This is a genomic window from Actinomycetospora cinnamomea (assembly GCF_003096675.1).
Taxonomy (GTDB): domain Bacteria; phylum Actinomycetota; class Actinomycetes; order Mycobacteriales; family Pseudonocardiaceae; genus Actinomycetospora; species Actinomycetospora cinnamomea.
The window spans coordinates 110,358-133,238 of the sequence record NZ_QEKW01000005.1 but is presented as its reverse complement, the minus strand read 5'-3'; the positions used below and the strand labels follow the sequence as shown (position 1 = coordinate 133,238).

Annotated in this window: 21 protein-coding genes; 8 read left to right on the top strand and 13 right to left on the bottom strand. The window is 75.5% G+C overall.

All coding sequences use genetic code 11. The features are described 5' to 3' along the window. Positions 1-5 precede the first annotated feature (5 nt). Positions 6-434 carry a trypco2 family protein gene (locus C8D89_RS11810; RefSeq protein ID WP_133251886.1) on the bottom strand — a complete coding sequence of 143 codons (429 nt, stop codon included), beginning with the start codon at positions 432-434 and terminating at the stop codon, positions 6-8. A gap of 83 nt (positions 435-517) precedes the next feature. On the opposite strand from C8D89_RS11810, the gene C8D89_RS11805 reads away from it, so the two are divergent. Continuing rightward, positions 518-1,189 carry a DUF899 family protein gene (locus C8D89_RS11805; RefSeq protein WP_116708315.1) on the top strand — a complete coding sequence of 224 codons (672 nt, stop codon included), beginning with the start codon at positions 518-520 and terminating at the stop codon, positions 1,187-1,189. 7 nt (positions 1,190-1,196) lie between these two features. Here C8D89_RS11805 and C8D89_RS11800 read toward each other — a convergent pair whose 3' ends face one another. The 5 genes from C8D89_RS11800 to mshA form a co-directional block, all read right to left on the bottom strand. Continuing rightward, entirely contained in the window at positions 1,197-1,583 is a 387-nt protein-coding gene (locus C8D89_RS11800; RefSeq protein WP_116708314.1) for a hypothetical protein, read from the bottom strand. A 19-nt stretch (positions 1,584-1,602) separates the two neighbouring features. Next, positions 1,603-1,815: a helix-hairpin-helix domain-containing protein gene (locus C8D89_RS11795; RefSeq protein ID WP_116708522.1), complete on the bottom strand. Its 213-nt coding sequence runs from the start codon at positions 1,813-1,815 to the stop codon at positions 1,603-1,605. 311 nt (positions 1,816-2,126) lie between these two features. Then, the gene (locus tag C8D89_RS11790; RefSeq protein ID WP_116708313.1) at positions 2,127-3,713 is read right to left on the bottom strand and encodes an AMP-binding protein; all 1,587 of its coding nucleotides are present in this window, start codon (positions 3,711-3,713) and stop codon (positions 2,127-2,129) included. 290 nt (positions 3,714-4,003) lie between these two features. Then, the gene (locus C8D89_RS11785) at positions 4,004-4,501 is read right to left on the bottom strand and encodes a type III secretion system chaperone family protein (RefSeq protein ID WP_116708312.1); all 498 of its coding nucleotides are present in this window, start codon (positions 4,499-4,501) and stop codon (positions 4,004-4,006) included. Continuing rightward, positions 4,498-5,787: a D-inositol-3-phosphate glycosyltransferase gene (mshA, locus tag C8D89_RS11780; protein ID WP_116708521.1), complete on the bottom strand. Its 1,290-nt coding sequence runs from the start codon at positions 5,785-5,787 to the stop codon at positions 4,498-4,500. The genes C8D89_RS11785 and mshA overlap by 4 nt, the downstream gene beginning before the upstream one ends. Positions 5,788-5,940: 153 nt before the next feature. Between mshA and C8D89_RS11775 the strand changes: the two genes are divergently transcribed. Then, positions 5,941-6,726, top strand: coding sequence for an SDR family NAD(P)-dependent oxidoreductase (locus C8D89_RS11775; protein WP_243418037.1), 786 nt, complete (start codon positions 5,941-5,943; stop codon positions 6,724-6,726). On the opposite strand, the gene C8D89_RS11770 is transcribed toward C8D89_RS11775, so the two are convergent. Further along, entirely contained in the window at positions 6,715-7,860 is a 1,146-nt protein-coding gene (locus C8D89_RS11770) for a L,D-transpeptidase (RefSeq protein ID WP_116708311.1), read from the bottom strand. The two genes, C8D89_RS11775 and C8D89_RS11770, sit on opposite strands and share 12 nt — an antisense overlap. A gap of 223 nt (positions 7,861-8,083) precedes the next feature. Here C8D89_RS11770 and C8D89_RS11765 point away from each other — a divergent pair, with 223 nt between their 5' ends. The 3 genes from C8D89_RS11765 to C8D89_RS11755 are packed head-to-tail and all read left to right on the top strand — an operon-like array spanning position 8,084 to position 12,771. Continuing rightward, positions 8,084-9,064 (top strand): rod shape-determining protein, encoded by a 981-nt coding sequence (locus tag C8D89_RS11765; protein ID WP_116708310.1) that lies wholly within the window; start codon positions 8,084-8,086, stop codon positions 9,062-9,064. 39 nt (positions 9,065-9,103) lie between these two features. Further along, positions 9,104-9,760 carry a hypothetical protein gene (locus tag C8D89_RS11760; RefSeq protein WP_116708309.1) on the top strand — a complete coding sequence of 219 codons (657 nt, stop codon included), beginning with the start codon at positions 9,104-9,106 and terminating at the stop codon, positions 9,758-9,760. Continuing rightward, entirely contained in the window at positions 9,754-12,771 is a 3,018-nt protein-coding gene (locus tag C8D89_RS11755) for an FtsW/RodA/SpoVE family cell cycle protein (RefSeq protein ID WP_116708308.1), read from the top strand. The genes C8D89_RS11760 and C8D89_RS11755 overlap by 7 nt, the downstream gene beginning before the upstream one ends. A 9-nt stretch (positions 12,772-12,780) precedes the next feature. On the opposite strand, the gene C8D89_RS11750 is transcribed toward C8D89_RS11755, so the two are convergent. After that, positions 12,781-13,851: a UDP-N-acetylmuramate dehydrogenase gene (locus C8D89_RS11750; protein WP_116708519.1), complete on the bottom strand. Its 1,071-nt coding sequence runs from the start codon at positions 13,849-13,851 to the stop codon at positions 12,781-12,783. An 84-nt stretch (positions 13,852-13,935) separates the two neighbouring features. Between C8D89_RS11750 and C8D89_RS11745 the strand changes: the two genes are divergently transcribed. Together C8D89_RS11745 and purU are read left to right on the top strand one after the other, a co-directional pair. Continuing rightward, the gene (locus C8D89_RS11745) at positions 13,936-14,436 is read left to right on the top strand and encodes a DUF2505 domain-containing protein (RefSeq protein ID WP_165825664.1); all 501 of its coding nucleotides are present in this window, start codon (positions 13,936-13,938) and stop codon (positions 14,434-14,436) included. Positions 14,437-14,438: 2 nt separating this feature from the next. After that, entirely contained in the window at positions 14,439-15,335 is an 897-nt protein-coding gene (purU, locus tag C8D89_RS11740; RefSeq protein WP_116708307.1) for a formyltetrahydrofolate deformylase, read from the top strand. 284 nt (positions 15,336-15,619) lie between these two features. On the opposite strand, the gene C8D89_RS11735 is transcribed toward purU, so the two are convergent. From C8D89_RS11735 to C8D89_RS11715, 5 genes are all read right to left on the bottom strand, one after another. Beyond that, a complete protein-coding gene (locus C8D89_RS11735) occupies positions 15,620-16,177 on the bottom strand; it encodes a YbaK/EbsC family protein (RefSeq protein WP_243418036.1) in 558 nt (185 codons plus the stop codon). Beyond that, complete coding sequence (locus tag C8D89_RS11730; RefSeq protein WP_116708306.1) at positions 16,174-16,473, bottom strand: DUF2516 family protein; 300 nt, start codon at positions 16,471-16,473, stop codon at positions 16,174-16,176. The genes C8D89_RS11735 and C8D89_RS11730 overlap by 4 nt, the downstream gene beginning before the upstream one ends. A 130-nt stretch (positions 16,474-16,603) precedes the next feature. Then, positions 16,604-17,326 carry a hypothetical protein gene (locus tag C8D89_RS11725; protein WP_116708305.1) on the bottom strand — a complete coding sequence of 241 codons (723 nt, stop codon included), beginning with the start codon at positions 17,324-17,326 and terminating at the stop codon, positions 16,604-16,606. Positions 17,327-17,365: 39 nt separating this feature from the next. After that, positions 17,366-17,848: a helix-turn-helix domain-containing protein gene (locus C8D89_RS11720; RefSeq protein ID WP_116708304.1), complete on the bottom strand. Its 483-nt coding sequence runs from the start codon at positions 17,846-17,848 to the stop codon at positions 17,366-17,368. A 123-nt stretch (positions 17,849-17,971) separates the two neighbouring features. Beyond that, positions 17,972-19,234, bottom strand: coding sequence for a DUF445 domain-containing protein (locus C8D89_RS11715; RefSeq protein WP_423716991.1), 1,263 nt, complete (start codon positions 19,232-19,234; stop codon positions 17,972-17,974). A 596-nt stretch (positions 19,235-19,830) separates the two neighbouring features. On the opposite strand from C8D89_RS11715, the gene C8D89_RS11710 reads away from it, so the two are divergent. Beyond that, the gene (locus C8D89_RS11710) at positions 19,831-22,875 is read left to right on the top strand and encodes an ATP-binding protein (protein WP_133251885.1); all 3,045 of its coding nucleotides are present in this window, start codon (positions 19,831-19,833) and stop codon (positions 22,873-22,875) included. Positions 22,876-22,881 lie beyond the last annotated feature (6 nt).

The following is a 22,881-nucleotide window of genomic DNA, read 5'->3' as shown; positions in this document are numbered from 1 at the left end:
GCCGCTCAGCGCGCGTCGTCGGGCAGCGCCCCCGCGATCGCCGGCCCGACCACGCCCGCTGCGGTCTCCCCGCCCGCCGGGTCGTCGTTCCCGGGCGGCGGGTCGGCGTCGGCGCCGTCCGCGGCGGAGGGCAGCACCGGGCCGAGCGTGAGGCGGATGCGGTGGGTGTCGGTGCGCTCGCGCTCGCCGCCGCCCGACACGTCCCCCGAGAGCACGAACCACTTCGCGCCCACCGAGCCCTGCGCCTCGCGGCGCCGACGGACCTCGACGGCGAGCTCGATCTCCACCTCGCGCACTCCGAGCCCGTAGCCCTCGCCGCGGCGGCCGCGAGCGGCGACGAGGTCCCGCCGCAGCGCGAGCAGCACCTCGTCCAGCCCCAGCCCCTCGTCCTCACCCACCGGCCCGTCCACCGGCACGTCCCCCTGGTCGGTCACGGCGTCGACGGTAGCGAGCACCCCCGACAGCGAGGTCATCGTTCTCTTGACAGGACTTCCTCGTATCTCTCTAGGATCGATGCATGGAACCCAGCCCGCGCCGCGTCGTCCCCGCCACCGAGTGGGAGCAGGCCCGCCAGGAGCTGCTCGTGCGCGAGAAGGAGCTGACGCGCGCCGCCGACGCCCTCGCCGCGGCGCGGCGACGGATGCCGGTGCAGCGGATGTCCGACCACGTGCTTCAGGGCGTCGACGGCCCGGTCCGCCTGGTCGACGTGTTCGAGGGCCGCCGCCAGCTCGTCGCCTACACGTTCATGTGGCACGACCCCGAACGCCCCTGCGAGGGCTGCTCGATGTTCGTCGACCAGTTCGGGCACCCGGCGCACCTCCACGCCCGCGACGTCACGCGCGTGGTCATCAGCTCGGGTCCGCTGGCCGAGACGCTGCCCTACCGCGAGCGGATGGGCTGGACCGTGCCCTGGTACTCCACGGCCGGCAGCGACCTGTACGCCGACCTCGGACACGACGGAGGGTTCGCGCTCGACGTCTTCCTCCGCGACGGCGAGGACGTCTACCGCACCTACACCGTCGACGGGCGCGGCGTCGAGAAGCTCGGCAGCGTCTGGTCGTTCCTCGACCTCACGCCGTTCGGGCGTCAAGAGACGTGGGAGGACTCCCCCGAGGGCACGCCGCAGTCCGACCCGTACGTCTGGTGGCGCCGCCACGACGAGTACGAGCCCGCAGGCGCCCGCCCCTGAGCGCCACTCACTCGTCGGCCACCGGCAGCGGCCGGGTGTCGACGCGCGGCTCGTCGTCGGCGAGGTCGTCCCCGTGGCGGTCGAGGAGGCCCAGCGCCACCACCACGACCAGCCCGAACACCACGCCGACCCCCAGGTAGACCAGCGCCGAGGCGACGGTCGGGTCACCGGCCACCGCGAAGGTCAGCCCGGCCTGCGCCGACGCCGCGAGCAGGAACCGCCGCGCGCGCCGCGCCCCACCCCCGCGCAGCAGGAGCGCCTGCCCGACGGCGAGCACCGCGGTGACGACCACGGTCACGACGCCGCTGCCGGCGAGGAGCATCGTCACGACCACGCCCGTCGCGGCGGCGACCGCGGCGACCGTGCGGGCGGCGGTCCGCTCGGGATCGGGCACGCCCACCACGGTACGAGGGTCAGACCATGCGCATGCCCTGCGCCTCGAGGGCCTCCTGGAGCACCCGGACCGCCTTCGGTCCGACACCGTGGAGCGAAAGGACGTCCCGCGCCGGCACCCCGTCCAGCTGGCTCATCCGTGTGTAGCCGGCGTGGACGAGGGCTGCGGTGGCCGGTCGTCCGATGCGTCGTCCGATGCCGCGGGGGAAGTCGGTCTCGGCGTCCTCGTCCATGCCGGCACCGTAGGGCCTACCGAGCCGGAGGTGGGTCCGGGAGCTCCGCCGCCGGAGCACCGCGCCGGACGTCGTGTGCGTCGCCCCGGGACGGGCGAGGCCCCGGCGCGCTCCTGGGGGGAGGGGAGCGCACCGGGGCCAGCTGACCCGGAGGTCGAAGCGATCCCCGAGCGAAGCGATTGTCCCCACAGCGACGCGGCGCACACCAGGGCCCGCTGCGCCGAGCCACCGTCCGTCGCCGAGCGGTTGCTGAGGACGGGCCTGGCGCGTCCCCCATCAGCAGCACGCGGCGCCGAGGCCTGGCGCAGCCGTCAGGCGTTCGCCGTCTCGCGGGCGCGGAGATCCTTGCGCAGGATCTTCCCCGACGCCGACTTCGGGATCTGCTCGACGAACTCGACGGCGCGCACCTTCTTGTGCGGGGCGATGCGGTCGGCGACGAAGGACATGACGTCGTCGGCCGAGAGGTCCGCGCCCTGCTGGAGCACGACGAACGCCTTGGGCACCTCCTCGCCCTCGGCGTCCTTGATCCCGATGACCGCCGCGTCCGCAATGCGGTCGTTGGTCAGCAGCAGCGCCTCGAGCTCGGCCGGCGGGACCTGGTAGCCCTTGTACTTGATCAGCTCCTTGACCCGGTCGACGATGGAGAAGACGCCGTCGTCGGTGACGGTGGCGACGTCGCCGGTGTGCAGGAAGCCGTCGGCGTCGAGGGTCGCCGCCGTGGCCTCGGGGTTGTTGAGGTACTCGCGCATGACGTTGGGTCCACGCACCCACAGCTCGCCGCGCTCGACGCCCTCCTCGCCCGTCTCCGGGTCGACGAGCTTGCACTCCACGTTGGGCAGCGCGTAGCCGATCGAGCTCAGGTCGAGGTCGGGGCGGTCGTCGGGCATCGCGTGGCTGACCGGGCTGAGCTCGGTCATGCCGTAACCCTGCAGCACCTTGCAGTTCAGGCGGCGGCCCACCGCGTGCCCGAGCTCGGCGTCGAGCGCTGCGGCGCCCGAGAAGATGACGTCGATGCAGTCGATGTCGTACTGCTCGACCATCGGGTGCTTCGCCAGCGCGACGGCGACCGGCGGCGCGATGTAGACCCGGTCGATCCGGTGCTCCTGGATCACCCGCAGGAACTCGGCGAGGTCGAACTTCGGCAGCGTCACCACTGCCGCCCGCGCGTGGATGCCCTGGTTCATCATCACGGTCATGCCGTAGATGTGGAAGAACGGCAGGACGGCCATGATCCGCGTGTCGGGCGAGACCGAGAAGACCTCGTCGATCTGCACGAGGTTCGCGACGAGGTTGCGGTGGGTGAGCACGACGCCCTTGGCCCGGCCGGTGGTGCCCGACGAGTAGGGCAGCGCCGCCACGTCGTCGCCGGTCACGGTCACCTGGGGGCGCTCGGCGGTGGTGGAGAGCGCGTCGGCCAGGGTGCTCTCCGGCATCGGCGTGGTGGCGTCGTCACGGGCGTCGTCGAGCAGGATCGTCTCCCGGACCGCCACCCCCTCCTCGCGCAGGGCCGCCCGGGCCCGGTCGAGGAAGGGCGAGACCGTGACGAGGATCTTCGCGCCCGAGTCGCGCAGCTGGTAGGCCAGCTCGTCGGGGGTGTAGAGCGAGTTGACGGTGGTGACCGCCAGGCCGGCGGCGAGGGCCCCGTGGAAGACCACCGGGTAGTACGGGTTGTTGGGCGCGAACAGGGCGAGGACGTCGCCGCGCCCGAGTCCGCGCTCGCCGAGCGCGGCGGCGAAGCGGTCGACCGCGCCCGCCAGCTCCCGGAAGGTCACCTGGCGGCCCGAGGGGCCGTCGATGATCGCCACGCGGTCGGCGGCGTCGCCCAGGTCGCCGAAGAGGAAGTCGGGCAGCCCCACGTCGGGGATGTCGATGTCGTCGTAGGGACTGCGGACGATCATGCGTGAACTCCTCGTCGAGCCGGACGGATCGGGCGATTGTGACCCGGAACCTACCTGCCGGTACCAGAACGTGCGGCCCCTGCGTGATGGGCAGCGACGTCCAGGGATGCTGGGGTCACCCGTCCGGAGCAGAAGGAAGCCTTGTTATCCCTCCTCCGTGGTGGGACAGTGAGCGGTCTGAGGGGGGACGCGTCCGCAACGCGTCGTCGGCCCGCGCTCGGTCCCGAGCGCCCCTCGAACGCCCGCCGCCGGCGTCGGATGCCCCCCGTCCCACGCCGGCGGCGTGGCCCTCACCGCTCGTCGTCGACGAGGTGCGCGAACGCCGAGAGGTTGGCCAGCGACTCCCCCCGCGACTCGCGCCACGCCCACTCGCGGCGGATCGAGGTGACGAAGCCCAGCTCCAGCAGGGTGTTGAAGTCGCCGTCGGCGGCCTCGAGCACCTGGCCGAGGATCCGGTCGATCTCCTCGTCGGTCACCGCGTGCAGCGCCACCCGCCCGACGAGGTGGATGTCGCCCGCCCGGTCGATCGTGTAGTGCACGCCGTAGAGCCGGGCGTTGCGCTGCAGGAGGAAGCGGTAGACCTCCTCGAGGTTCTCATCCGGGTGGCGGCAGACGAACGCCTCGACCAGCAGCGCGTGCGGCGTCAGCACGAGCCAGCAGTGCGTGGCCAGCTTCTTCGTGCCGGGCAGCGTGACGAACAGCCGGCCCGGCCCGCGCCGCAGGTAGTGCAGCTCGCGCTCGTCGAGCGCGTCGACCAGCGTCTTCTCGAGCTCTTCGAGATCACTCACACCGCCACCCCCCGCGTCCGGTCGCGGGCCTGCGCACGCGAGGCCTCGGCGTAGGTGGCGAGCAGCGCGTCGGCCGTTCGCTCCCAGGAGAACATCGTCGCGTGCTCGACGGCGCCGGCGGCGAGGCGCTGGCGCTCGGCGGGGTCACAGGCCACGCGCGCCAGGGCGTCGGCCCAGTGGCCGGGGTCGTGGTCGTGCACGAGCAGGCCGGAGCGGTCATGGGCGACCGCGGTGGGCAGGCCGCCCACCGCCGCGGCCACCACGGGCGTGCCGCAGGCCTGCGCCTCGAGGGCGACGAGCCCGAAGGACTCCGAATGGCTGGGCACGGCGACGGCGTCGGCCGCACGGTAGACCCGGGCGAGCTCGTCGCCGGCGCGGGGCGGGAGGAAGCGCACGACGTCGGCGATGCCCAGCTCGCGCGCCAGCGACACCAGGGACTCCGGCTCGGCGAGCCCGGAGCCCGACGGTCCGCCGACGACGAGGACGACGAGACGCCCCCGCAGACCGGGCCGGCGCCCGAGCAGCGCGGCGGCCGCGCGCAGCAGCACGTCCGGGGCCTTGAGCGGCTGGATGCGGCCCACGAACGCGAGCGCCACGTCGTCGGGCCCGATGCCCAGCGCCGCCCGGGCGGCGTCCCGGTCGGCGTCGGGGGTGAAGGTCCGCAGGTCGACGCCCGGCGCGATCGTGCGGATGCGGTCGGGACAGGCGCCGTAGGCGGTGACCAGGTCGTCGGTCTCGGCCTGGGTGGACGTGACCAGGCGGTCCGCCTCGGCGACCACCTGCTCCTCGCCGACCACGCGCGACAGGGGCTCCGGGCGGTCACCCGCCGCGAGCGAGGCGTTCTTGACCTTGGCCAGGGTGTGGGCGGTGTGCACCAACGGCACGCCCCAGCGGTCGCGCACCAGCCAGCCGACCTGGCCCGAGAGCCAGTAGTGGCTGTGCACCACGTCGTACCAGCCCGGCTCGTGACGGGCCTCGTCGCGCAGCACCCCGGCGGTGAACGCACAGAGCTGGCTCGGCAGGTCCTCCTTGCCCAGCCCGCCGTACGGCCCGGCCGTGACGTGCCGGACGAGGACGCCGGGTGCGAGCTCCGCGACCGGCGGCAGGTCCGACGACGTCGCGCGCGTGAAGATCTCGACCTGCACCCCGCGCTGGGCCATCCGGCGAGCGGTCTCGACGACGTAGACGTTCATGCCGCCCGCGTCCCCGGTGCCGGGCTGGGCCAGCGGCGAGGTGTGCAGCGAGATGACCGCGACGCGGCGGGGACGCCCGGGATGGTGACGGATGACCGAATCGGGGGGCCGGGAACGGGTCGCCGGGGTTGCCAGTCGAGCCGCCGATGCCGTCGTCGCCGCCCGGGTCACCCCGCCACCTTAAGGTCCACGGCCACGGCGCAGCCTCCGCGACCGCGTGTGGGCGACGGACCTAGGGTTCGGGGTGTGAGCACGCCTGACCCCGGAAACGACCGTCCCCTCGTCGTCGTCACCGGCGCCAGCTCGGGCATCGGCGCCGCGTCCGCGCGGGCCCTCGCCGCCGACGGCTGGCACCCGGTGCTCGGTGCGCGCCGCCTCGAACGCCTCGAGCAGCTCGCCGACGAGATCGGCGCCACCGCGCTCGAGCTCGACGTCACCCGCGCCGACTCGGTCGCCGCGTTCGCCGCGGCCGTCCGCGAGCTCGTCGGGCCGACCCGCCCCCTGCGCGGCCTGGTGAACAACGCCGGCGGCGCGCAGGGCACCGAGACGGTGGCCGAGGCCGACGAGGAGAAGTGGCGCTGGATGTGGGAGTCCAACGTCCTCGGCACCATGCGGGTCACCAAGGCCCTCCTGCCCCTCCTGCTCGACTCCGGCGACGGCCACATCGTGACGATCACGTCGATCGCGGCCCTCGAGGTGTACGACGGCGGCTCGGGCTACACGTCGGCCAAGCACGCCGAGGGCGCGCTGCACCGCACGCTGCGCGGCGAGCTGCTCGGGCAGCCGGTGCGCCTCACCGAGATCGCGCCCGGCGCGGTGGAGACCGAGTTCTCGCTGGTGCGCTTCGGGGGCGACGAGACCCGCGCGGCCAAGGTCTACGAGGGCCTGGAGCCGCTGGTGGCCGAGGACGTCGCCGAGGTCGTCGCTTTCGCCATGAACCGGCCGTCGCACGTCAACCTCGACACCATCGTGCTCAAGCCCCGCGCCCAGGCCACGGGGATGCGCTTCCACCGCGAGGGATCACAGGGCTGACATCGCCTGCCACTGGTCCCAGGGGACGGCCCAGTCGTAGATGTCGCCGTCCCGGGCGGAGTAGTCGACCCCGGAGCCGGTGACCTCGACGGGATCGCCGTAGAGCGCGGTGTCGTAGTAGGCGCGGGCGTCGGCCTCGGAGAGATTGATGCAGCCGTGGGTGACGTTGCTGGAGCCCTGGGCGCCCGTGGACGCCGGGTTGGCGTGGATGAACTCGCCGTTGTTGCTGATGCGCACGGCCCAGCGCTCGATGAGGTCGTAGCCGTACTGCGCGCTGGTCATCCGCTTGTTCGTGAACTTTTCGGTGATGACATGGATGCCCGAGCGCGTGGTGCGGTTCGGGTCGGAGTCCAGCCCGTAGCTCGCGGGCACGTCCATCACCTGCCGGCCGTCGCGCTCGACCACCATGCGGAAGCTGTTGACGTCGGCGCGCACGATCTGGGAGCGACCGATGCGGAACGACGTGGTGAGGTCCTCCCGGCCCCACTCGCCACCGCCGAAGGGGACGCCGAGCAGGTCCGCCGCGACGTCGACCTGGGTGCCCGGGCGCCAGTACTCCCTGGGCCGCCAGTGCACCCGCGAGCCGCCGTCCTGGTCCGGCAGCCAGGCCCACGACCCCTCGGTGGGCACCGACGTGCGCACCCGCAGCGCCCGCTCGACCGCCGCCTTGTCCTGCACCGGCGCCGAGAACTGGATGGTGATCGGCGCGGCGACCCCGACCTCCCGGTCGTCACCGATGTTCAGCGTGGCGCGCACCGTCTCCGCCGGCGCCACCGTGGTGAACGAGCCGCTGACCGGTGAGGACGCCCCCTCGGGCCCCGTCGCCGTGCCGCCCCAGGTGTAGGTGGTGCCGTAGGCCAGTGGCCCGTTCGGCGTCCACCGCGTGCGGTCGGACGAGAGCGTGCCGGCGACGGGCCCACCCGGTGACGCCGTGAGCGTGACGTCGGTGAAGGTGCCCTGCGTGGTGGCCGCGACCGGGGCCCGCGGGGCCACGTCCGTCGCGCTGGCCGCCGGCTCCACCGCGACGGGCACGGGCAGCGGCGCGGACGGGACCGCCGGCGTGGAACCCGATCCGCAGGCCGTCACCAGGACCAGCAGCAGTCCACCCAGCACGGCGACCAGCGCCCGACCCATACGTCCCCTCAACCTCGTGCCCGTCGCCCCATCGTGGCACCCACCCCCGACACGCGCCGGGCGCGCACCCGCGTCGGCCCAGGGGCCGGCACCCCGCCGGCGCGGACGAATCGGGACCTTCGGACTCCGCCATGAGGAGCATGGGCCCTGCCCGACCCCCGGTCCGGGCTCCTAGCGTCGAGCGTCGCCGGGCAGCAGCCAGCGTGGGGCGAGGGGGGTCGGGGTGGCGGACATCGGCATCGATCTGGGGACGGGGACGACGGTGGTGTGCCACCCGCGGGACGGGGTGGTGTACGACGAGCCGTCACTGCTCGTGGAGTGGCCGGCACGTCGCGGCCGGGAGCTGATCCTCGGCAACGACGCCGCGGCCCTCGACGGCCGGACACCCCCCGGCGCGCGGACCGGCCGTCCCGTCCGCGGGGGCGCGGTCACCGACCTCTCGCTCGTCCGGACCTACCTGCACGAGCTCCTGCGGCGCACGTCCCGCAACCGGTGGCGCGTCCGGCGCCCGCACGCCGTGCTGAGCTGCCCCGTCGACGCGACACCCCTGGAGCGCCGGGCGCTGCTCGAGGCGGCGGAGGAGGCCGGGCTCGGCCACGCCGACCTGCTCCCGGCGCCCCTGGCCGGCGCCCTCGGGTGCGGCCTCGACCTCGCCGACGCCCGCGTCCAGGCCGTGGCCGACGTCGGCGCGGGTACCGCGGAGATCGCGGTGTTCTGCCGCGGCACCGTGCTGACCCGCCGCTCCTGCCGCCACGCCGGCGACGAGATGACGGCCGCCGTCCGGACGCACCTGCGCGAGCACCACGGGCTGCACCTCTCCGAGGCGGCCGCCGACGCGCTCAAGGTCCGGGCCTCCGCGGCCCGCGAGCCCCTCGCGGCCGAGGGGCGGGACGTCGCGACCGGACGGCCCCGGGTGGTCACCGTCGAGGTCGCCGAGATCGAGGCGGCCCTGGCGCCCGTCGTGCGCCGCGCGGTGGGCGCCCTCGCCGACTTCCTCGACGACGTCCCCGTCGCCGGCATCCCGGACCTGCTCGCCGGCGGCGTCGTGCTCGCGGGCGGCAGCGCGCCGGCGCCCCACCTGCGCGACGAGCTCGAGGCCGCGCTCGGCGTCCCGGTCAAGGTGCCCGACCGGCCGCGGACCTGCGTCGCCGAGGGCCTGGCCCTCGCCGGCGGGCGCCCCGAGCTGCGCGCCCGTCCCGCCTGACCCACCCCCGACCCGACACGACCCGCCCCGGACGCCACGGTGACCCCTGCCCTCGGCCGCCCTCCCGGCCCACCCACTCCCGCCCCCGACGAGGCCGACCGCCCCGCCCCCGCGATCCCCACGGACCGGGTGGTGCGGGCGCCGTCGTTCCCGCCGCCGCGCCCACCCCGCGACGTCCGCGCCACCGGCGCCCGGATGTGGCGCCGGTCCTGGCCCTGGCTCGCCGCGGTCGCCGCGGTCGTCCTGGTGGTGGCCACGGAGCTCGCCCTGCTCCGGGGCCGTATCGAGGCCGACCTGGCGCGCCTGCACGCCGCGGGCGGGGCCCCGACCACCACCGTCGCGGCCCCGGCGCTGCCCCCGGTCCCGGTGATCGCGCCCCCGGCCGCCGGCGACGTCGACGCCGTCCGGCTCCGTGTGGTCGATCCCCCGTGCGACCCGGGCGGCGCCTGCTCCGTCCTCGTCGGGATCGACCCTCACCCCGGCGCCGCCGCGGTGGCCTCACCGTGGACGCTCGTCGTCGCCGACCGCTGCCGCGGCGGGGTCGTGCCCCTCGGGTCGGGGACGAGTCCGGCCGGCGCCTGGGGGACCACCACCGTCGTCGTGCCGCCCGGCCGCGCGCTCGCGCTCCTCGCCGTCACCGACGCGCCCTCCCGAGCCGCCTCCGCGCCCGTGCCGATCGGAGCGGGACCGTGCTGAGCGGCGGCAGCACGGACGGCTGGGACGAACCCGCACCGCGCGGGCCGGCGCCCGGTGACGGCTGGGACCGGGACCGGCGGCGGCCCGGCGTCCGGCTGCGCCGTGCGCTGCGCCGGCTCACCCACCGCCCGGGCCGCCCGAGCAGGGCGGACCGCGCGGAGCAGCGCCGGGCCCGCGCCCGCGCCCGCGACGAGCGCGGGCTCGAGCCACCGCGCGCGGCGTGGGGCGACATCCTCGCGCTGCTGGCGGCGGTCGTGCTGGTCGTCCTGGGCGCGGCCAACCTGGCGGCCATGGGCGACGTGGGGGCGACCACCACGAAGCTCGCGACCGGCGGGCTGGGCCTCGCGCTCCTGTTCCTGCTCGCCGCGCGACGCATCGCGGTCACGCCGGCGCTGGCCTGGACGGTCTACGGCACGACGCTGGCGTTGCTGCTCGCCGTGCTCGTCGTCGGACGCGAGGTGAACGGCGCCCTGCGCTGGCTCGCCGTCGGGGGGATCACCCTGCAGCCGTCCGAGCTCGCGAAGATCGCCGTCCCCCTCGTGCTGGCCGCGGTGCTCACCCGGGGCCGCCCCACCTGGCGGCGCTTCGCCGTGGCGCTCCCGCTCGCCGCCGTGCCGATCGTGCTCGTCGCCGACCAGCCCGACCTCTCCACGGCCACGCTGCTGACCCTCACCACGGCGGCCGTGCTCGTGATCGCCCGGGTCCCCACCCGCTACCTGCTGCCGGTGCTCGCCGCGGCGGTCGTGGCGGCCCCGCTCGCGGTCGGGCTCCTGCGCGACTACCAGGCCGCCCGTCTCGGGACCTTCCTCACCGGGTCCCAGTCCGCCGAGGGGCCGGGGTGGGCCGTGCGCCAGGCCCGGCTCGCGATCGCCCGGGGCGGTTGGTGGGGCGACCGGACCGACCCCGTCCACCTCCTGGCCGCCCGCTACCTGCCCGAGCGCCAGACCGACCTCGCCCTCGCCTCGCTCGCCTCGGGCTGGGGCGCGGTCGCGGCGGCCCTCGCGCTGCTCGCCGGGCTCGTGATCGTGTGGCGGTGCGTGCTCGGGGCGAGGGCCCCGCGCAGCGCCACCGGCCGCCTGCTGTGCGCCGGCTTCGCCGTCCTGCTCGCCGTCGAGCTCGTCGTCTCGACCGGCGGCAACCTGGGCCTGCTGCCCGTCGCCGGCGTGCCCTTCCCGATCCTGTCGGGCGGCGGCACCGCGACCGTCGTGCACCTCGCGGCGCTCGGCCTCGCGCTCAGCGCCCGCCGCGACGGCGCGCGCCGCCAGCTGTGGACGCCCGCCGCCCGGAGCAGTCCCCGGCTGGCCCGGACCACGGTGGCGGCCCTCACCGTCGTGCTCGTCGCGTTCGCGTCGTTCGGAGCGGGAGTGGTGCGCGACCCGGTGGCGGCCGCGGCGAGCGTGGACCAGATGACACGGTGCGTCACGATCCCGGCGCCGCGCGGTGCCGTGGTCGACCGGCACGGAGCGCTCCTCGCGGCCGACGCCGGGGACCGCGGCATCCGCGTCGCGCCGGCGTTGCTGCGCCGCGATCCGGCGGCCGTCGACCGTCTCGCCGCGCTGCTCGGCCGCCCGCCCGGTGAGCTGCACGCCTTGGTGGACCCGGCGCCCGACACCGTCGTCGGGCTCGACGCCGGGACGGTGCCCGGGCCGGTCGGCGAGACCGTGGCCCGCGCCGGGCTGCCGGGCGTCGTCGTCGTGCCGGCGCCCCGCCGCTCCTACCCCACCGGCCCGGTGCTCGCCCCCGTCCTCGGATGGGTCGGCCTCGCGACGCCGAGGCAGACCGCCCTGCATCCCGACCTCGACCCCCGGGGCACCACGGGGCGCGCCGGGGTGGAGCAGAGCTACGACGCTGTCCTGCGCGGGGTGCCGGGCGAGCAGTGCTACTGGGTCGATCCCGTCGGCCGCCCGATGAGCGCCGCCGCGCGGCGGGACCCGGTGCCCGGGGCGACGCTCGCCCTGACCATCGACCTCGGTATGCAGCAGCGCCTCGTGGCCGACGTCGCCGCGTCCCTCTCCGGGAGCGCGCGCGGCGCGGTCGGCGGCGCGGTGGCCATGGACCCCCGCACCGGTGCGGTGCTCGCCATGGCCAGCTGGCCCAGCCACGACAACGCCCTGTACGGGCCGCCGCTCGACACCGCCGCCCTGAGGGCCACGTCGCGGGCGCCCGGCACGCCGATGATCAACCATGCCATCGGCTCGGCCCTGCCGCCGGGCTCCACCTTCAAGCTCGTCAACGCCACGGCGAACATGATCACCTCGACGATCCCGCCGGAACGGGTCCTCCCCGGCGGCGGCAGCTTCACCTACGGCGGCCACTCCTTCGGCAACTGGCGGGTGCTGCCCGCTCAGAACCTCGTGGACGCCCTCGCCTGGTCGAACGACGTGTACTTCTACCAGCTCGCGCTGGCCCTGGGCCCGGAGACCATGATCGACACTGCCCGGGCGCTGGGCGTCGGCAGCCCGACGGGCATCGACCTGCCGGGGGAGAGCGCCGGTTACCTCGGTACGCCCGCGAGTGTCGAGGCGGCCGGCGGCACCTGGTACCCGGGCACGACCGTCATCCTCGGCATCGGGCAGGGACCCCTCCAGGTGACCCCGCTCCAGAGCGCGCGGTGGACGGCCGCGGTCGCCACCGGCGCCCTGCCGACGCCGTACGTCGGGATGGCCGTGGGTACCGGCCCCGGCGCGATCGCCCTGCCGCACCCTGCACCCACCCCGCTGCCCTTCGCCGACCGGCTCGGGCCGGTCCGGGAGGGGATGCGGGCGGTGGTGACCTCGGGGACCGGCCGAGCGCTGGCCGACGTCGGCGTCCCGGTCGCGGCGAAGTCCGGGACCGCCGAGGACCCCTCGGTCCCCGGGGGTGGGGTGGACGACTGGATGACCGCCGTGGCGCCCGCCGACTCCCCGGATCTCGTGGTCACCGCGCTCGCGCAGCGCCCCGAGACCGGCACCTCCCGGACCGCGGCCGTCGTGGCGGCCACGATGCGGGCCCACGGGGCGGGCGCGCCGTAGCCGCGGCCCTCACAACGCGCAGGAGACCAGCACCGGCTCCGGCTGCAGCAGGAGACCGAAGGCGTCGTCGACGCGGTCGCGCACGTCGCGGGCCAGGGCGAGCAGGTCGTCGGTGGTGCCGCCACCACGATGGGTCAGCGCCAGGGTGTGCTTGGTCGAGACGCGGACGGGCGCCTGCGGGCCCGGATGGCCCCGGGGCACGCCGGCGCGCTCGATCAGGGCCGCCGCCGAGAGCTTGACCCGCCCGTCGGGCTGCGGCCAGGCCGTGACCGGCACCTGGCCCGCGGCCTCCACCCGCTGCGCGACGCGGGCCGCGGTGGCCTCGTCGACGACGGGGTTCATGAAGAAGGAGCCGGCGCTGCGACTGTCGGGGTCGCCCGCCTCGGTCACCATGCCCTTGCCGCGACGCAGGCCGAGCACGGCCTCGCGGGCGTCCGCGACGGGCACCCGCGCGCCGGGCTCGACGCCGAGCGCGCGGGCGAGCTCGATGTAGCGGACCGGGGCCGAGAGCCCGTCGGTGGTGAGCCGGAACCGCACGCCGAGCACGATCTCGCCGTCGACGTTGCGGTCGCCCTTGAGGCGGCTGGTGCGGTAGCCCAGACCCAGGTCGGCGGCGGGGACGCTGCCGCGCCGGCCGGTCCGGCGGGCGTAGAGGTCGACGTCGACGAGCACGTCGGCGACCTCCACCCCGTACGCGCCGACGTTCTGCACCGGCGTGGCGCCCGTGCGCCCGGGGATGCCCGAGAGGCACTCGAGACCGCCGAGCCCGTCGGCCACCGTGTCGGCGACCAGCGCGTCCCAGTCGGTGCCCGCCTCGACGTGCAGCACGACCGACCCGTCGTCGCTCGCGACGACGTGGTGGCCGGTGTTGTCGATGAGCAGCGCCGTGCCGGCGAACCCCGCGTCCCCGATGACGAGGTTCGAGCCGCCGCCGACCAGCAGCAACGGCTCGTCCGCCCCGTCCGCCGCCCGGGCCCGCGCCACGACCTCGTCGGCCGTGGTCGCGCGCACCAGCCGCCGCGCCGGGCCCCCGAGCCCGAGGGTGGTGTGCGGAGCGAGGAGAGAGGTGTCGGGGGGCACGGTGGGGTCGGCGCGCGCGTCCTGCGCCGGCGTCGTCCCCGTGGGCGGACCGGGTGGCACGACCCCGACGGTAGCCTCCGGCCCGTGCCCCGCCGCATCACCCACCGCGCCACCTGGGACGCCCCGGCGCGGGACGTCTACTCGTTGCTGGTCGACGAAGACCACCTCCGCGCCCGGCTGCAGGAGATGGGCGGCAACGACCCCGCCCTGCTCGAGCACGCCGTCGACGGCTCCGGCGCCCGCGTGCGGCTGCGGCAGGCCGTGCCCGTCCAGTTCCTGCCGTCGGTGATCCGCCGCTTCACCGGCGACGACCTGGTGCTCGACCGCGTCGAGACCTGGCGTCCGCGTGACGGGGGCGGCTACGACGGCACGTTCGAGGTCACGGTGCGGGGGCTCCCGGGTTCGCTGACCGGGACCCAGCGCCTCACCGACGCCGGCGACGGCGCGGTCACCGAGGTCGAGGGGGAAGCCGACGTTCCGGTCCCGCTCGTCGGTGGGCGCATCGAGGGGATCGTGAACGAGCAGGTGAACGGGCTGCTCGACACCGAGGACGAGTTCACCCGCCGCCGGCTGGCGCAGGGGTAGGCGTGAGCAGACGCCTGGTCATCACCCTGAGCTGCCCGGACCGCACCGGCATCGTCGCCGCCATCACCGGGCGGCTGGCCGCGATCGGGGCGTCGATCACCGAGGCCGCGTACCACGCGGACATCGCCGCGGGCTGGTTCGTCACGCGCCAGGTCGTGGACTCCGCGTCGGTGCCCGGCGGCGCCGACGTGCTGCGGGTGGTGGTGGGGCAGGTGGCCGCCGAGCTCGAGGAGCCCGGCGGCGAGCCCGTGCAGTGGCGGGTCCGCGACACCGCGGAGACCCCGCGGGTGGTGCTGCTCGTGAGCAAGGAGTCGCACTGCCTGCACGACCTGCTGGGCCGGGTCTGGGGCGGAGAGCTCGACATGGACGTGCGGGCGGTCGTCGGCAACCACGAGGTGCTGCGCCCGGTCGCGGAGGCCCACGGCGTGCCGTTCCACCACGTCCCGTTCCCGTCCCGGGAGGAGGACGACGAGGCCCGCACCGGTCGCGACGCCGCGTTCGCGCAGGTCGCCGAGCTCGTCGACGCGCACGAGCCGGCGGCGGTCGTCCTGGCGCGTTTCATGCAGGTGCTGACGCCCGAGCTGTGCGAGCGCTGGGCCGGCCGGGCCATCAACATCCACCACAGCTTCCTGCCCTCGTTCGTCGGCGCCCGGCCCTACCACCAGGCGCACGCCCGCGGGGTGAAGCTCGTCGGCGCCACCTGCCACTACGTGACGCCGGACCTCGACGCCGGCCCGATCATCGAGCAGGACGTCAGCCGCGTGGACCACGCCGACAGCGCCGACGACATGGTCCGCCGGGGCCGCGACGTCGAGAAGCTGGTGCTCGCCCGCGGGCTGCGGGCCCACCTCGAGGACCGCGTCCAGGTGCACGCGGGCCGCACCGTCGTGTTCCGCTAGGTGCGGGCCGGGGGCGACGTGGGAACGCACCGGTGACGTAGGCACAAGATCGCATCGAGGCCGACGAGGGGCCTCCCGCGGCCGACGCCGCCGCAGCGGCGCGCTCCCGCTCGGATCGGAGCGATCGACGTGATCCCGCGCCGAGGTCGCGGGCCTCGCCCCGCCGGTGCTGGTCGGTCTCGGCGCGATCTTGCACCTAGCTCGCGGCCCTCGAGCGGCCGGTGCTGGTCGGGCTCGACGCGATCTTGAGCCTAGCTCGCGGCCCCCGGCCGGCCTTCTCCCGCTCAGCGGCCGAGGCCGTCCACCGGCTCCGCGCCCGGCAGCTCGCCGAGCACCGCGCCCGGCACGAACAGCTTGCTCTCCCGCCGTCCGCTGCCGACGACGACGGCGGGCGCCGCGAGGACGGCGGTGTCGACCAGCAGCGGCCAGCCCGCGGGTAGGCCGAACGGGGTGATGCCGCCGTGGGCCATACCCGTGAGCTCGACGGCCTCGTCCATCGGCGCGAACGACGCCTTGCGGACGTCCAGGCGCTTGCGCACGACGGTGTTGACGTCCGCGCGGGTCGTGGCGAGGACGACGCACGCCGCGAAGCGCCGCTCGCCGGAGCGTGCCCCGGCGACGACGACGCAGTTGGCCGAGGCCTCGAGCGGGGAGCCGTAGGCGTCGCAGAAGGCGGCGGTGTCGGCGAGCTCCGGGTCGATGGCGGCGACGAGGCAGGCGGTGGCGCGGTCGGCGGGCAGCCCGCGCAGCGCGTCGAGCACCGGCGCGGCGAGGAGCTCGGGTCGATCGAGGGCCGGCTCCGGGCGCAGCGACCCGGCGACGTGCACGGCCGGTGAGGTCACCAGCGCGGCCCCTGCTGGATCTCCACGACCCGCGGACGGACGTCGACGATGTAGATGAGGACGGCGATGATGCCGATCAGCCAGAGGAAGCTGTACGGCCCGCTGGTGGAGATCGCGAGGATCGCGAGTCCCACGCCGGTGATGGCGCACCAGACGGGCTTGGTCAGCTTGTCGGCGGCCGTGAACGCGTCGGAGCGCTGCATCAGGGCGTGCACGAAGGCGTAGAGGCCGACCGGGATCCCGAGCAGCCACAGCACCAGCAGCACGTAGGAGTCGAGGTTGTAGAGCACCGACACACCATCAGAGTACGTCCCCCCGCTGCCGCCGCGACAGCCACGCGTCCGGCGGACGACGTACGACGGCCCCGGGACGGCGGAGCGTCCCGGGGCCGTACGGTGCAGAGCGTCACCCGTGGGGTGACCGGTGTCAGGCCTTCGGGGCCTTCTTGGCGCCGCCCGTGGTGGCCGCGGACTTCGGCGCGTTCTTCGGGCCCTGCTTCTTCGGCGCGGTGCGCGCGGCGGCCCTGCGGGTGGCGCTGCGGGTCTCCGCCGCGACCTCGTCGCCGGCCTCCTTGATCTCCTCGGAGAGCTCGGCGCCGGTCTCGGCGACCTCCTCGGCGGCCTGCGCGCTGAAGCGCTGGGTCGCGCGGGCGGCGCGCTCACCGACCGAGCGGGTCTGCTTGGTGACCTCGGCCAGGCCGGCCTCGCCGCGGACGCGGAAGCCCTCGACGGCGTCCTCGAGACGGTGCTCGATCTCGCTCTGGACCTGGTCGACGGTGTCGAGCGCCTGCTTGACCTGCGGCTGCGCCTTGATCCCGTGGTAGGTGACCTCGCCGCGCTTGATGAGGTCGTTGTAGACGCTGCGGACGGCGGCGAGGTAGCTGTCGACCAGGCGGCGGAAGTCCTCCGCGGTCAGCTTGGTGCGCAGCTCCTGCAGCTCGGCGGGCAGGTCCTCGACGCGGGCCTGCACCTCGGTGGCGCCGGCCTGCACGCGGGCGACGGCGTCCCGGCCGGCGGCGACGGCCACGTCGCCGAGGCCGAGCACGGCCAGGGCCGGCTGGCGCAGGGGGTCGATGGCGTCCGAGACGGCCTTGCTGGCCTGGTCGCGGGCCTCGCGGACGTCGAACTTGGTCGGGAAGGTGACAGCCATGGGTGTCCTCACTCGTGTCTCGGTGGTCGTGCGTGAGCGTTAGGCGGTGCCGTCGCCGACGTGCTCGACGTCGGGCACGGCGATGACGGCGTCCTCGCCGACACCGGCGGGGCGGGACCCCGTCGCGTCCCCCGCGCTGTTGCCGCGGCGGAACGACTCGTAGATGTCGGTGAGCACCTGCTTCTGGCGCTCGGTCAGGTCCGGGTCCGCGGCGAGGGCGTCGAGCACCGGGGAGTACTCCCGGGGCTCGAGGATCCCGGCGCGGACGTACAACGCCTCGGCGGAGATCCGCAGGCCGGTCGCGATCTGGGCCAGGATCTCGGCCGAGGGCTTGCGCAGGCCCCGCTCGATCTGGCTCAGGTACGGGTTGCTGATCCCCGCGACCTTGGCGAGCTGACGGAGGGAGACCTCCGCGCCCTCGCGCTGCCGGCGGATGTAGGCCCCGATGTCCTCGACGGCCTGGCCGATCTTCTCGACCCCGTCCGTGGCCACCGGAACCACCTCCTCCGATCTCGCTGACATCCACGCTAACACGAGTGCTAGCTGGTGCAAGCACTCTGCTAGCGCTGATGGCGTGGCCTCACGCACACACGGACGGGTGACGCGGTGGCCACCGGGACGTTGCTGGGCGGCGTCCTCCCGGGGTCAGACGAGCAGCTCGCCGACCGAGTAGATGGCGAGCCCCACGAGTGCCCCGACGAGCGTGCCGTTGATACGGATGAACTGCAGGTCGCGCCCCACCTGCAGCTCGATCTTGCGGGACGCCTCGTGCCCGTCCCAGCGCTCGACCGTGTCGGAGATCAGGGTGGTGATCTCGCGCGAGTAGCGGCCCACGACGTAGCCCGCCGCGTCGACGATCCAGCCGTCGATCTTGTCGCGCAGCTCGGCGTCGGTGTCGAGGCGCTCGCCGAAGCGGGTGACGCCGTCGGTGACGCGCAGCCGCAGCTGCGAGGACGGGTCCTCGGCGGCGTCGAGCAGCATCGCCTTGCCCGTCGCCCAAGCTCGCGAGATGAGCGCCTGGACGTCGGGGTGCTCGAGGAGCTGGCGCTTGATGGCCTCCACCCGCTCGCCGGTCTCCGGGTCGTCCTGGAGGTCGCCGGCGAAGGAGACGAGGAAGCGGTCGATGGCCTTGCGCAGCGGGTGGTCCGGGTCGGCCTTCACCGCCCATGCGAAGGACAGCGCCTCCGCGTAGATACGGTCGGCGATCAGGCCGTCGACGAACCGCGGCGACCAGCTCGGCGCCTGCCGGCTGACCAGGGCCATCACGGTCTCGTGGTTGTTGCGCACCCAGTCGTAGGCACGGTCGCAGATGAGGTCGACGAGCCTGCGGTGCGAGCCGTCGGCCAGCACACCGGCCAGCAGGCGGCCCAGCGGTGGCCCCCAGGGCTGGGCCACGACGCGGCGTGTGACGGCCTGGTCGACCACGGCCTGGATCTCGTCGTCCCGCAGCACCGTGACCGCGCCGCGCACCACCGTGGCGAGCTCGGCCGTGACGCGCGCGGCGTTGCCCGGGGACGCGAGCCAGCTGCCGACGCGCGCGGTGACCTGCGCGGTGCGCAGCTTGTCGGCGACGACGGCCGGCGCCAGGAAGTTGTCGCCGACGAAGCCGGACAGACTCTGGCCGAGCTGGTCCTTCTTGCGCGGGATGAGCGCCGTGTGCGGAACCTTGATGCCGAGCGGGTGGCGGAAGAGGGCCGTGATGGCGAACCAGTCGGCGAGCCCGCCGATCATGCCGGCCTCGGCGGCGGCGCGGACGTAGCCGGTGAACGCGGGTCCGCCGTTGCCCTCCCAGAGGCGGAAGATCACCCAGATGACCGCGGCGCCGAGCAGGAACGACAGCGCCACGGCCTTCATCCGTCGCAGGCGGGCGCGCTTGTCGGCGTCGTCGGTCAGGCCCACCATGCTCATGCCGACCGACGACGTGCGGGTCGCCGACCGGGCTCCGGACGTCGTACGGTCCTCGGGAGCGGGTCCCACGGCGGGTACGTCACGGCCGAGCGGGTCGGTGGGTGGGTCGATCGGCTCGTCGGGGCCCGCGTCGCTGCGTGTCCCGGCGCCGCGGTCGGGGCCCTGGGCGGTCTGCACGGATTCCAGTGTCCCACCGTCGGGGCGCGACCCCCGGAACGCGACCGCCCGCGGACCGGGAGCCGGGGCAGGGCCGCCCGGGCCGCCCGTCGCGCCCCGCTCGTCGCCCACGGGGGTGAACCGGGCGACCGGTCGGCGCGAATCCCCGGCGGGACGGCGAGAGTGCGTATCGCGGGGGAGACCTCGTTCGTTGGACAGATGCCGTTGTCGCCGCAGTTCGCGCCGGAGCCGCCGCGAGGCCGTCACGGCCCGACCACCCGAGCCGTCCCCCCGGGGACGACCCGGTCCCCCGTGCGACCGACCGCGCCCGGCCGCACGGGGTCTCGCGTCCCTCGGTCGCCGTGCTGCCCCACGGCGACCGGGGGGCGCCCCTGCCGGCGGGCCTCGACCTCGCTCGTGTGACCCGGGACACTGTTCCGGTGGACCCGGACGTGACGGTCCGCCTGCTCGGCCGCTTCGCACTGCGCCTCGACGGCGAGGACCCGACGCTCCTCGCGTCCGCACGGGCCGAGTCGGTGCTCGCCCTGCTCCTGCTCGAGGGCGGCGGGCCGCTCCCCCGGGCCTCGATCGCGTCGGCGATCTGGCCCGACTCGACCGAGGCCCAGGCGCGGACCAACCTGCGCCACGTCCTGCACGACCTCCGCCGCGGCCTCCCGGCGATCGACCGGTACCTCGAGGTCGGCCCGCACGCCCTGCGGCTGCACCGCGACCGGCCGCTGCGCAGCGACGTGGCGCTCCTCGAGGACCTGCTCACCGGCCGCGCGAGGGACACGAGCGACCGCGACGCCGCGCGGCGGCAGGAGCTGCAGGAGGCCGTGGCCCTCGGCACGGGGGAACTGCTCGAGGACCACGACGACGAGTGGCTCCGGGAGCCCCGCGAGCGCCTCCGGCACCGGATCCACGACGCCCTCGCCGAGCTCGCGACGCGGTGCGAGCGGTCGGGCGCCCTCACGGAGGCGATCCGCCACGCCGAACGGCTGCAGCGCGCGGACCCGTTGCGGGAGGACGCCTACCGGCTCCTCATGCGACTGCACGTGGCACGCGGCGACCGGGCGCGGGCGGTGCGGGTCTACCACCTGTGCGCCACGACGCTCGAGCAGGAACTCGGTGTCGCGCCCTCGGCCGAGACCCGCGCGGCCTACGACGCCCTCCTGCCGGCGCCCGCGCCCGCCCGCCCCCAGGTTCCGGCCGCGGCGACGGCGGACCCCGGCCCGCTCGTCGGGCGCCGGCGCGAGCAGGTGCGGCTGGAGGCCGTGTGGCACGCCGTCGAAGCCGGTGGCTCACGGCTCGTCCTGCTCAGCGGCGACCCGGGCATCGGCAAGACCCGGCTCGCCGAGGAGCTCGGGACGTGGTGCCGCCGACGCGGGGCTCGTGTCGCCGACGCTCGCTGTCATCCCGCCGACGGGCCGCTGGCGTACGGCCTCGTGACCACCTGGCTGCGGGCGGACACGGTGTGGCCCTCGGTCCTGCGGATGGAGCCCGCCCACGTCTCGGAGGTCGCGCGCCTCGTGCCCGAGGTCCTCACCGAGCGTCCGGACGCCGCGCCGCCGGTGGCGCTCGGCGAGGCCGAGCAGCGCCGCCGGCTCTTCGAGGCCGTCGCCGCCGCGGTGCTGTCCCCGGTGCGCCCCACGCTCCTCGTGGTCGACGACGTCCACGCCGTCGACCGGGAATCCGCGCGACTCCTGCACTACCTGGTGCGCGAGCGGCCCGGTCCCGGCCTGCTCGTCCTCGCCACCGGGCGCCACGAGGAGATGGAGGGCGGCGACCCCGCCCACGACCTGCTCCTGGGGACGAACGCCCGAGGCGCCCTCGAGGAGATCGAACTGGGCCCCCTGAGCCCCCGGGAGACCGTCGTGCTCGCGCGCCGGCTCGCGGGCTCGACACTGACGGCCGCGGAGGCGGACCGTCTGGTCGACGACACCGAGGGCAACCCGTTGTTCGTCGTGGAGGCGGTCCGCGCCGGATGGACGCAGCGCACGGGGACGACCGCACGCGTGCAGTCGGCGGTCGAGCTCCGACTCGGCCGGCTCGACCCACGGACCCGCGAGCTCGCGACCCTGGCCGCCACCATCGGGCGGGAGTTCGACGTCGGCGTCCTGCGCGCGGCGGCCGAGGTCGACGAGGACACGCTCGTTCGCGCGCTCGACGAGCTCTGGCGCCGACGCCTCGTCCGGGAGCGCGCCGGTGGTGTCGGGCACGGCGGGTCCTACGAGTTCAGCCACGGGAAGATCCGTCAGGTCGTGGTGGACGGGACGGGGCCGGCACACCGGCGCCGACTGCACGCGAGGATCGCGGCCGCCCTCGTGAGCGGGCACACCACCGAGGTCGACCGCGTGAGCGCCCGCGTCGCCGCGCACCTCGAAGGTGCCGGGGACACGGAGCGGGCCGTCGGGTGGTGCCGGCGCGCGGCCCGTGTCGCGCGGGCCCTGCACGCCCACCACGAGGCGGTCCGGCTCCTCGAGCGTGCCCTCGCGCTGCTCGCCGACCAGCCCGCCACGACCTCGCGCGACCGGCGGGAGCTCGCGCTGCGGACCGACCTGCTCGCCCCGCTCGTGTCCGTCGCCGCCTACGAGTCACCGCGGATGCGGGCGACCCAGGAGCGCGTGGCCGAGCTGGGCCGCGTCCTCGCCACGGAGCCGTCGCCGCTGCTGGTGCGCTCGCTCGCGCTCAGCGCCCTGACCCGGTCCGACTTCGCGGCGGCCACCGGTTTCGGCCACCGGCTCGCCCGGCTGGCCGACCGCTCCGGCGACCGCGTGCTCGAGGTCGAGGCCGCCTACGTCCTCGGCGTGTCGGCGTTCTGGCAGGCCGATCTGGAGCCTGCGCGCGACCACTTCCGGCGCGCCGTCGCGCGCTACGACCCGGCGCTCGCGACGACCCACCAGCTGCACTACGCGCAGGACCCCAAGGTGGTGTGTCTGGGCCGGCTCGCCAACACGCTCTGGTTCCTCGGGGAACCCGACGAGGCCGGCCGGGCGGCATCGGAGGCGCTGGCGTGGGCGCGACGGCTCGAGCACCCCTTCAGCCGCACGATCGCCCTGACCTTCGCCGCCCTGCTCGCCCTCGACATGGGCGACGAGCGGGCGTTCCGCGAGCACACGGCCGGTCTCCTCGCCACGGCGGAGAGGACCGTGAGCGGGCACGTGACCGAGGCCTTCCGCGGTCACGTGGCGGTGCTCGACGGCCACACGGGCGACGGGCTGGCCCGGGTCCGGGCCGCCGTGGCCGCCACCGGGCCCGTGGGCACGGCACCGGGGCAGCACGCCTTGCTCGTCCGTGTCCTCCTCGCCTCCTGCCTCGCGGCCGGCGACACCGGCGGTGCCCGGGCGGCCGCCGACCACCTGCTCGCCATGGGGGGTCCGGGCCGGCTGTGGGCACCGGTGGCCCGGGCCGTGCACGACGAGCTGGTCCGTGGAACGGCGGCGGAACGCCCTACGGAGCACGCTCCGCGCCCCATCGCGAGGTGAGGCAGG

Bases quoted from the DNA above. Each gene is read 5' to 3' on its own strand.
- C8D89_RS11720 (WP_116708304.1), bottom strand. From the start codon at position 17,848: ATGTCAGCGAGATCGGAGGAGGTGGTTCCGGTGGCCACGGACGGGGTC.
- C8D89_RS11715 (WP_423716991.1), bottom strand. From the start codon at position 19,234: ATGAGCATGGTGGGCCTGACCGACGACGCCGACAAGCGCGCCCGCCTG.
- C8D89_RS11790 (WP_116708313.1), bottom strand. From the start codon at position 3,713: ATGATCGTCCGCAGTCCCTACGACGACATCGACATCCCCGACGTGGGG.
- C8D89_RS11770 (WP_116708311.1), bottom strand. From the start codon at position 7,860: ATGGGTCGGGCGCTGGTCGCCGTGCTGGGTGGACTGCTGCTGGTCCTG.
- C8D89_RS11795 (WP_116708522.1), bottom strand. From the start codon at position 1,815: ATGGACGAGGACGCCGAGACCGACTTCCCCCGCGGCATCGGACGACGC.
- C8D89_RS11725 (WP_116708305.1), bottom strand. From the start codon at position 17,326: ATGGCTGTCACCTTCCCGACCAAGTTCGACGTCCGCGAGGCCCGCGAC.
- C8D89_RS11805 (WP_116708315.1), top strand. From the start codon at position 518: ATGGAACCCAGCCCGCGCCGCGTCGTCCCCGCCACCGAGTGGGAGCAG.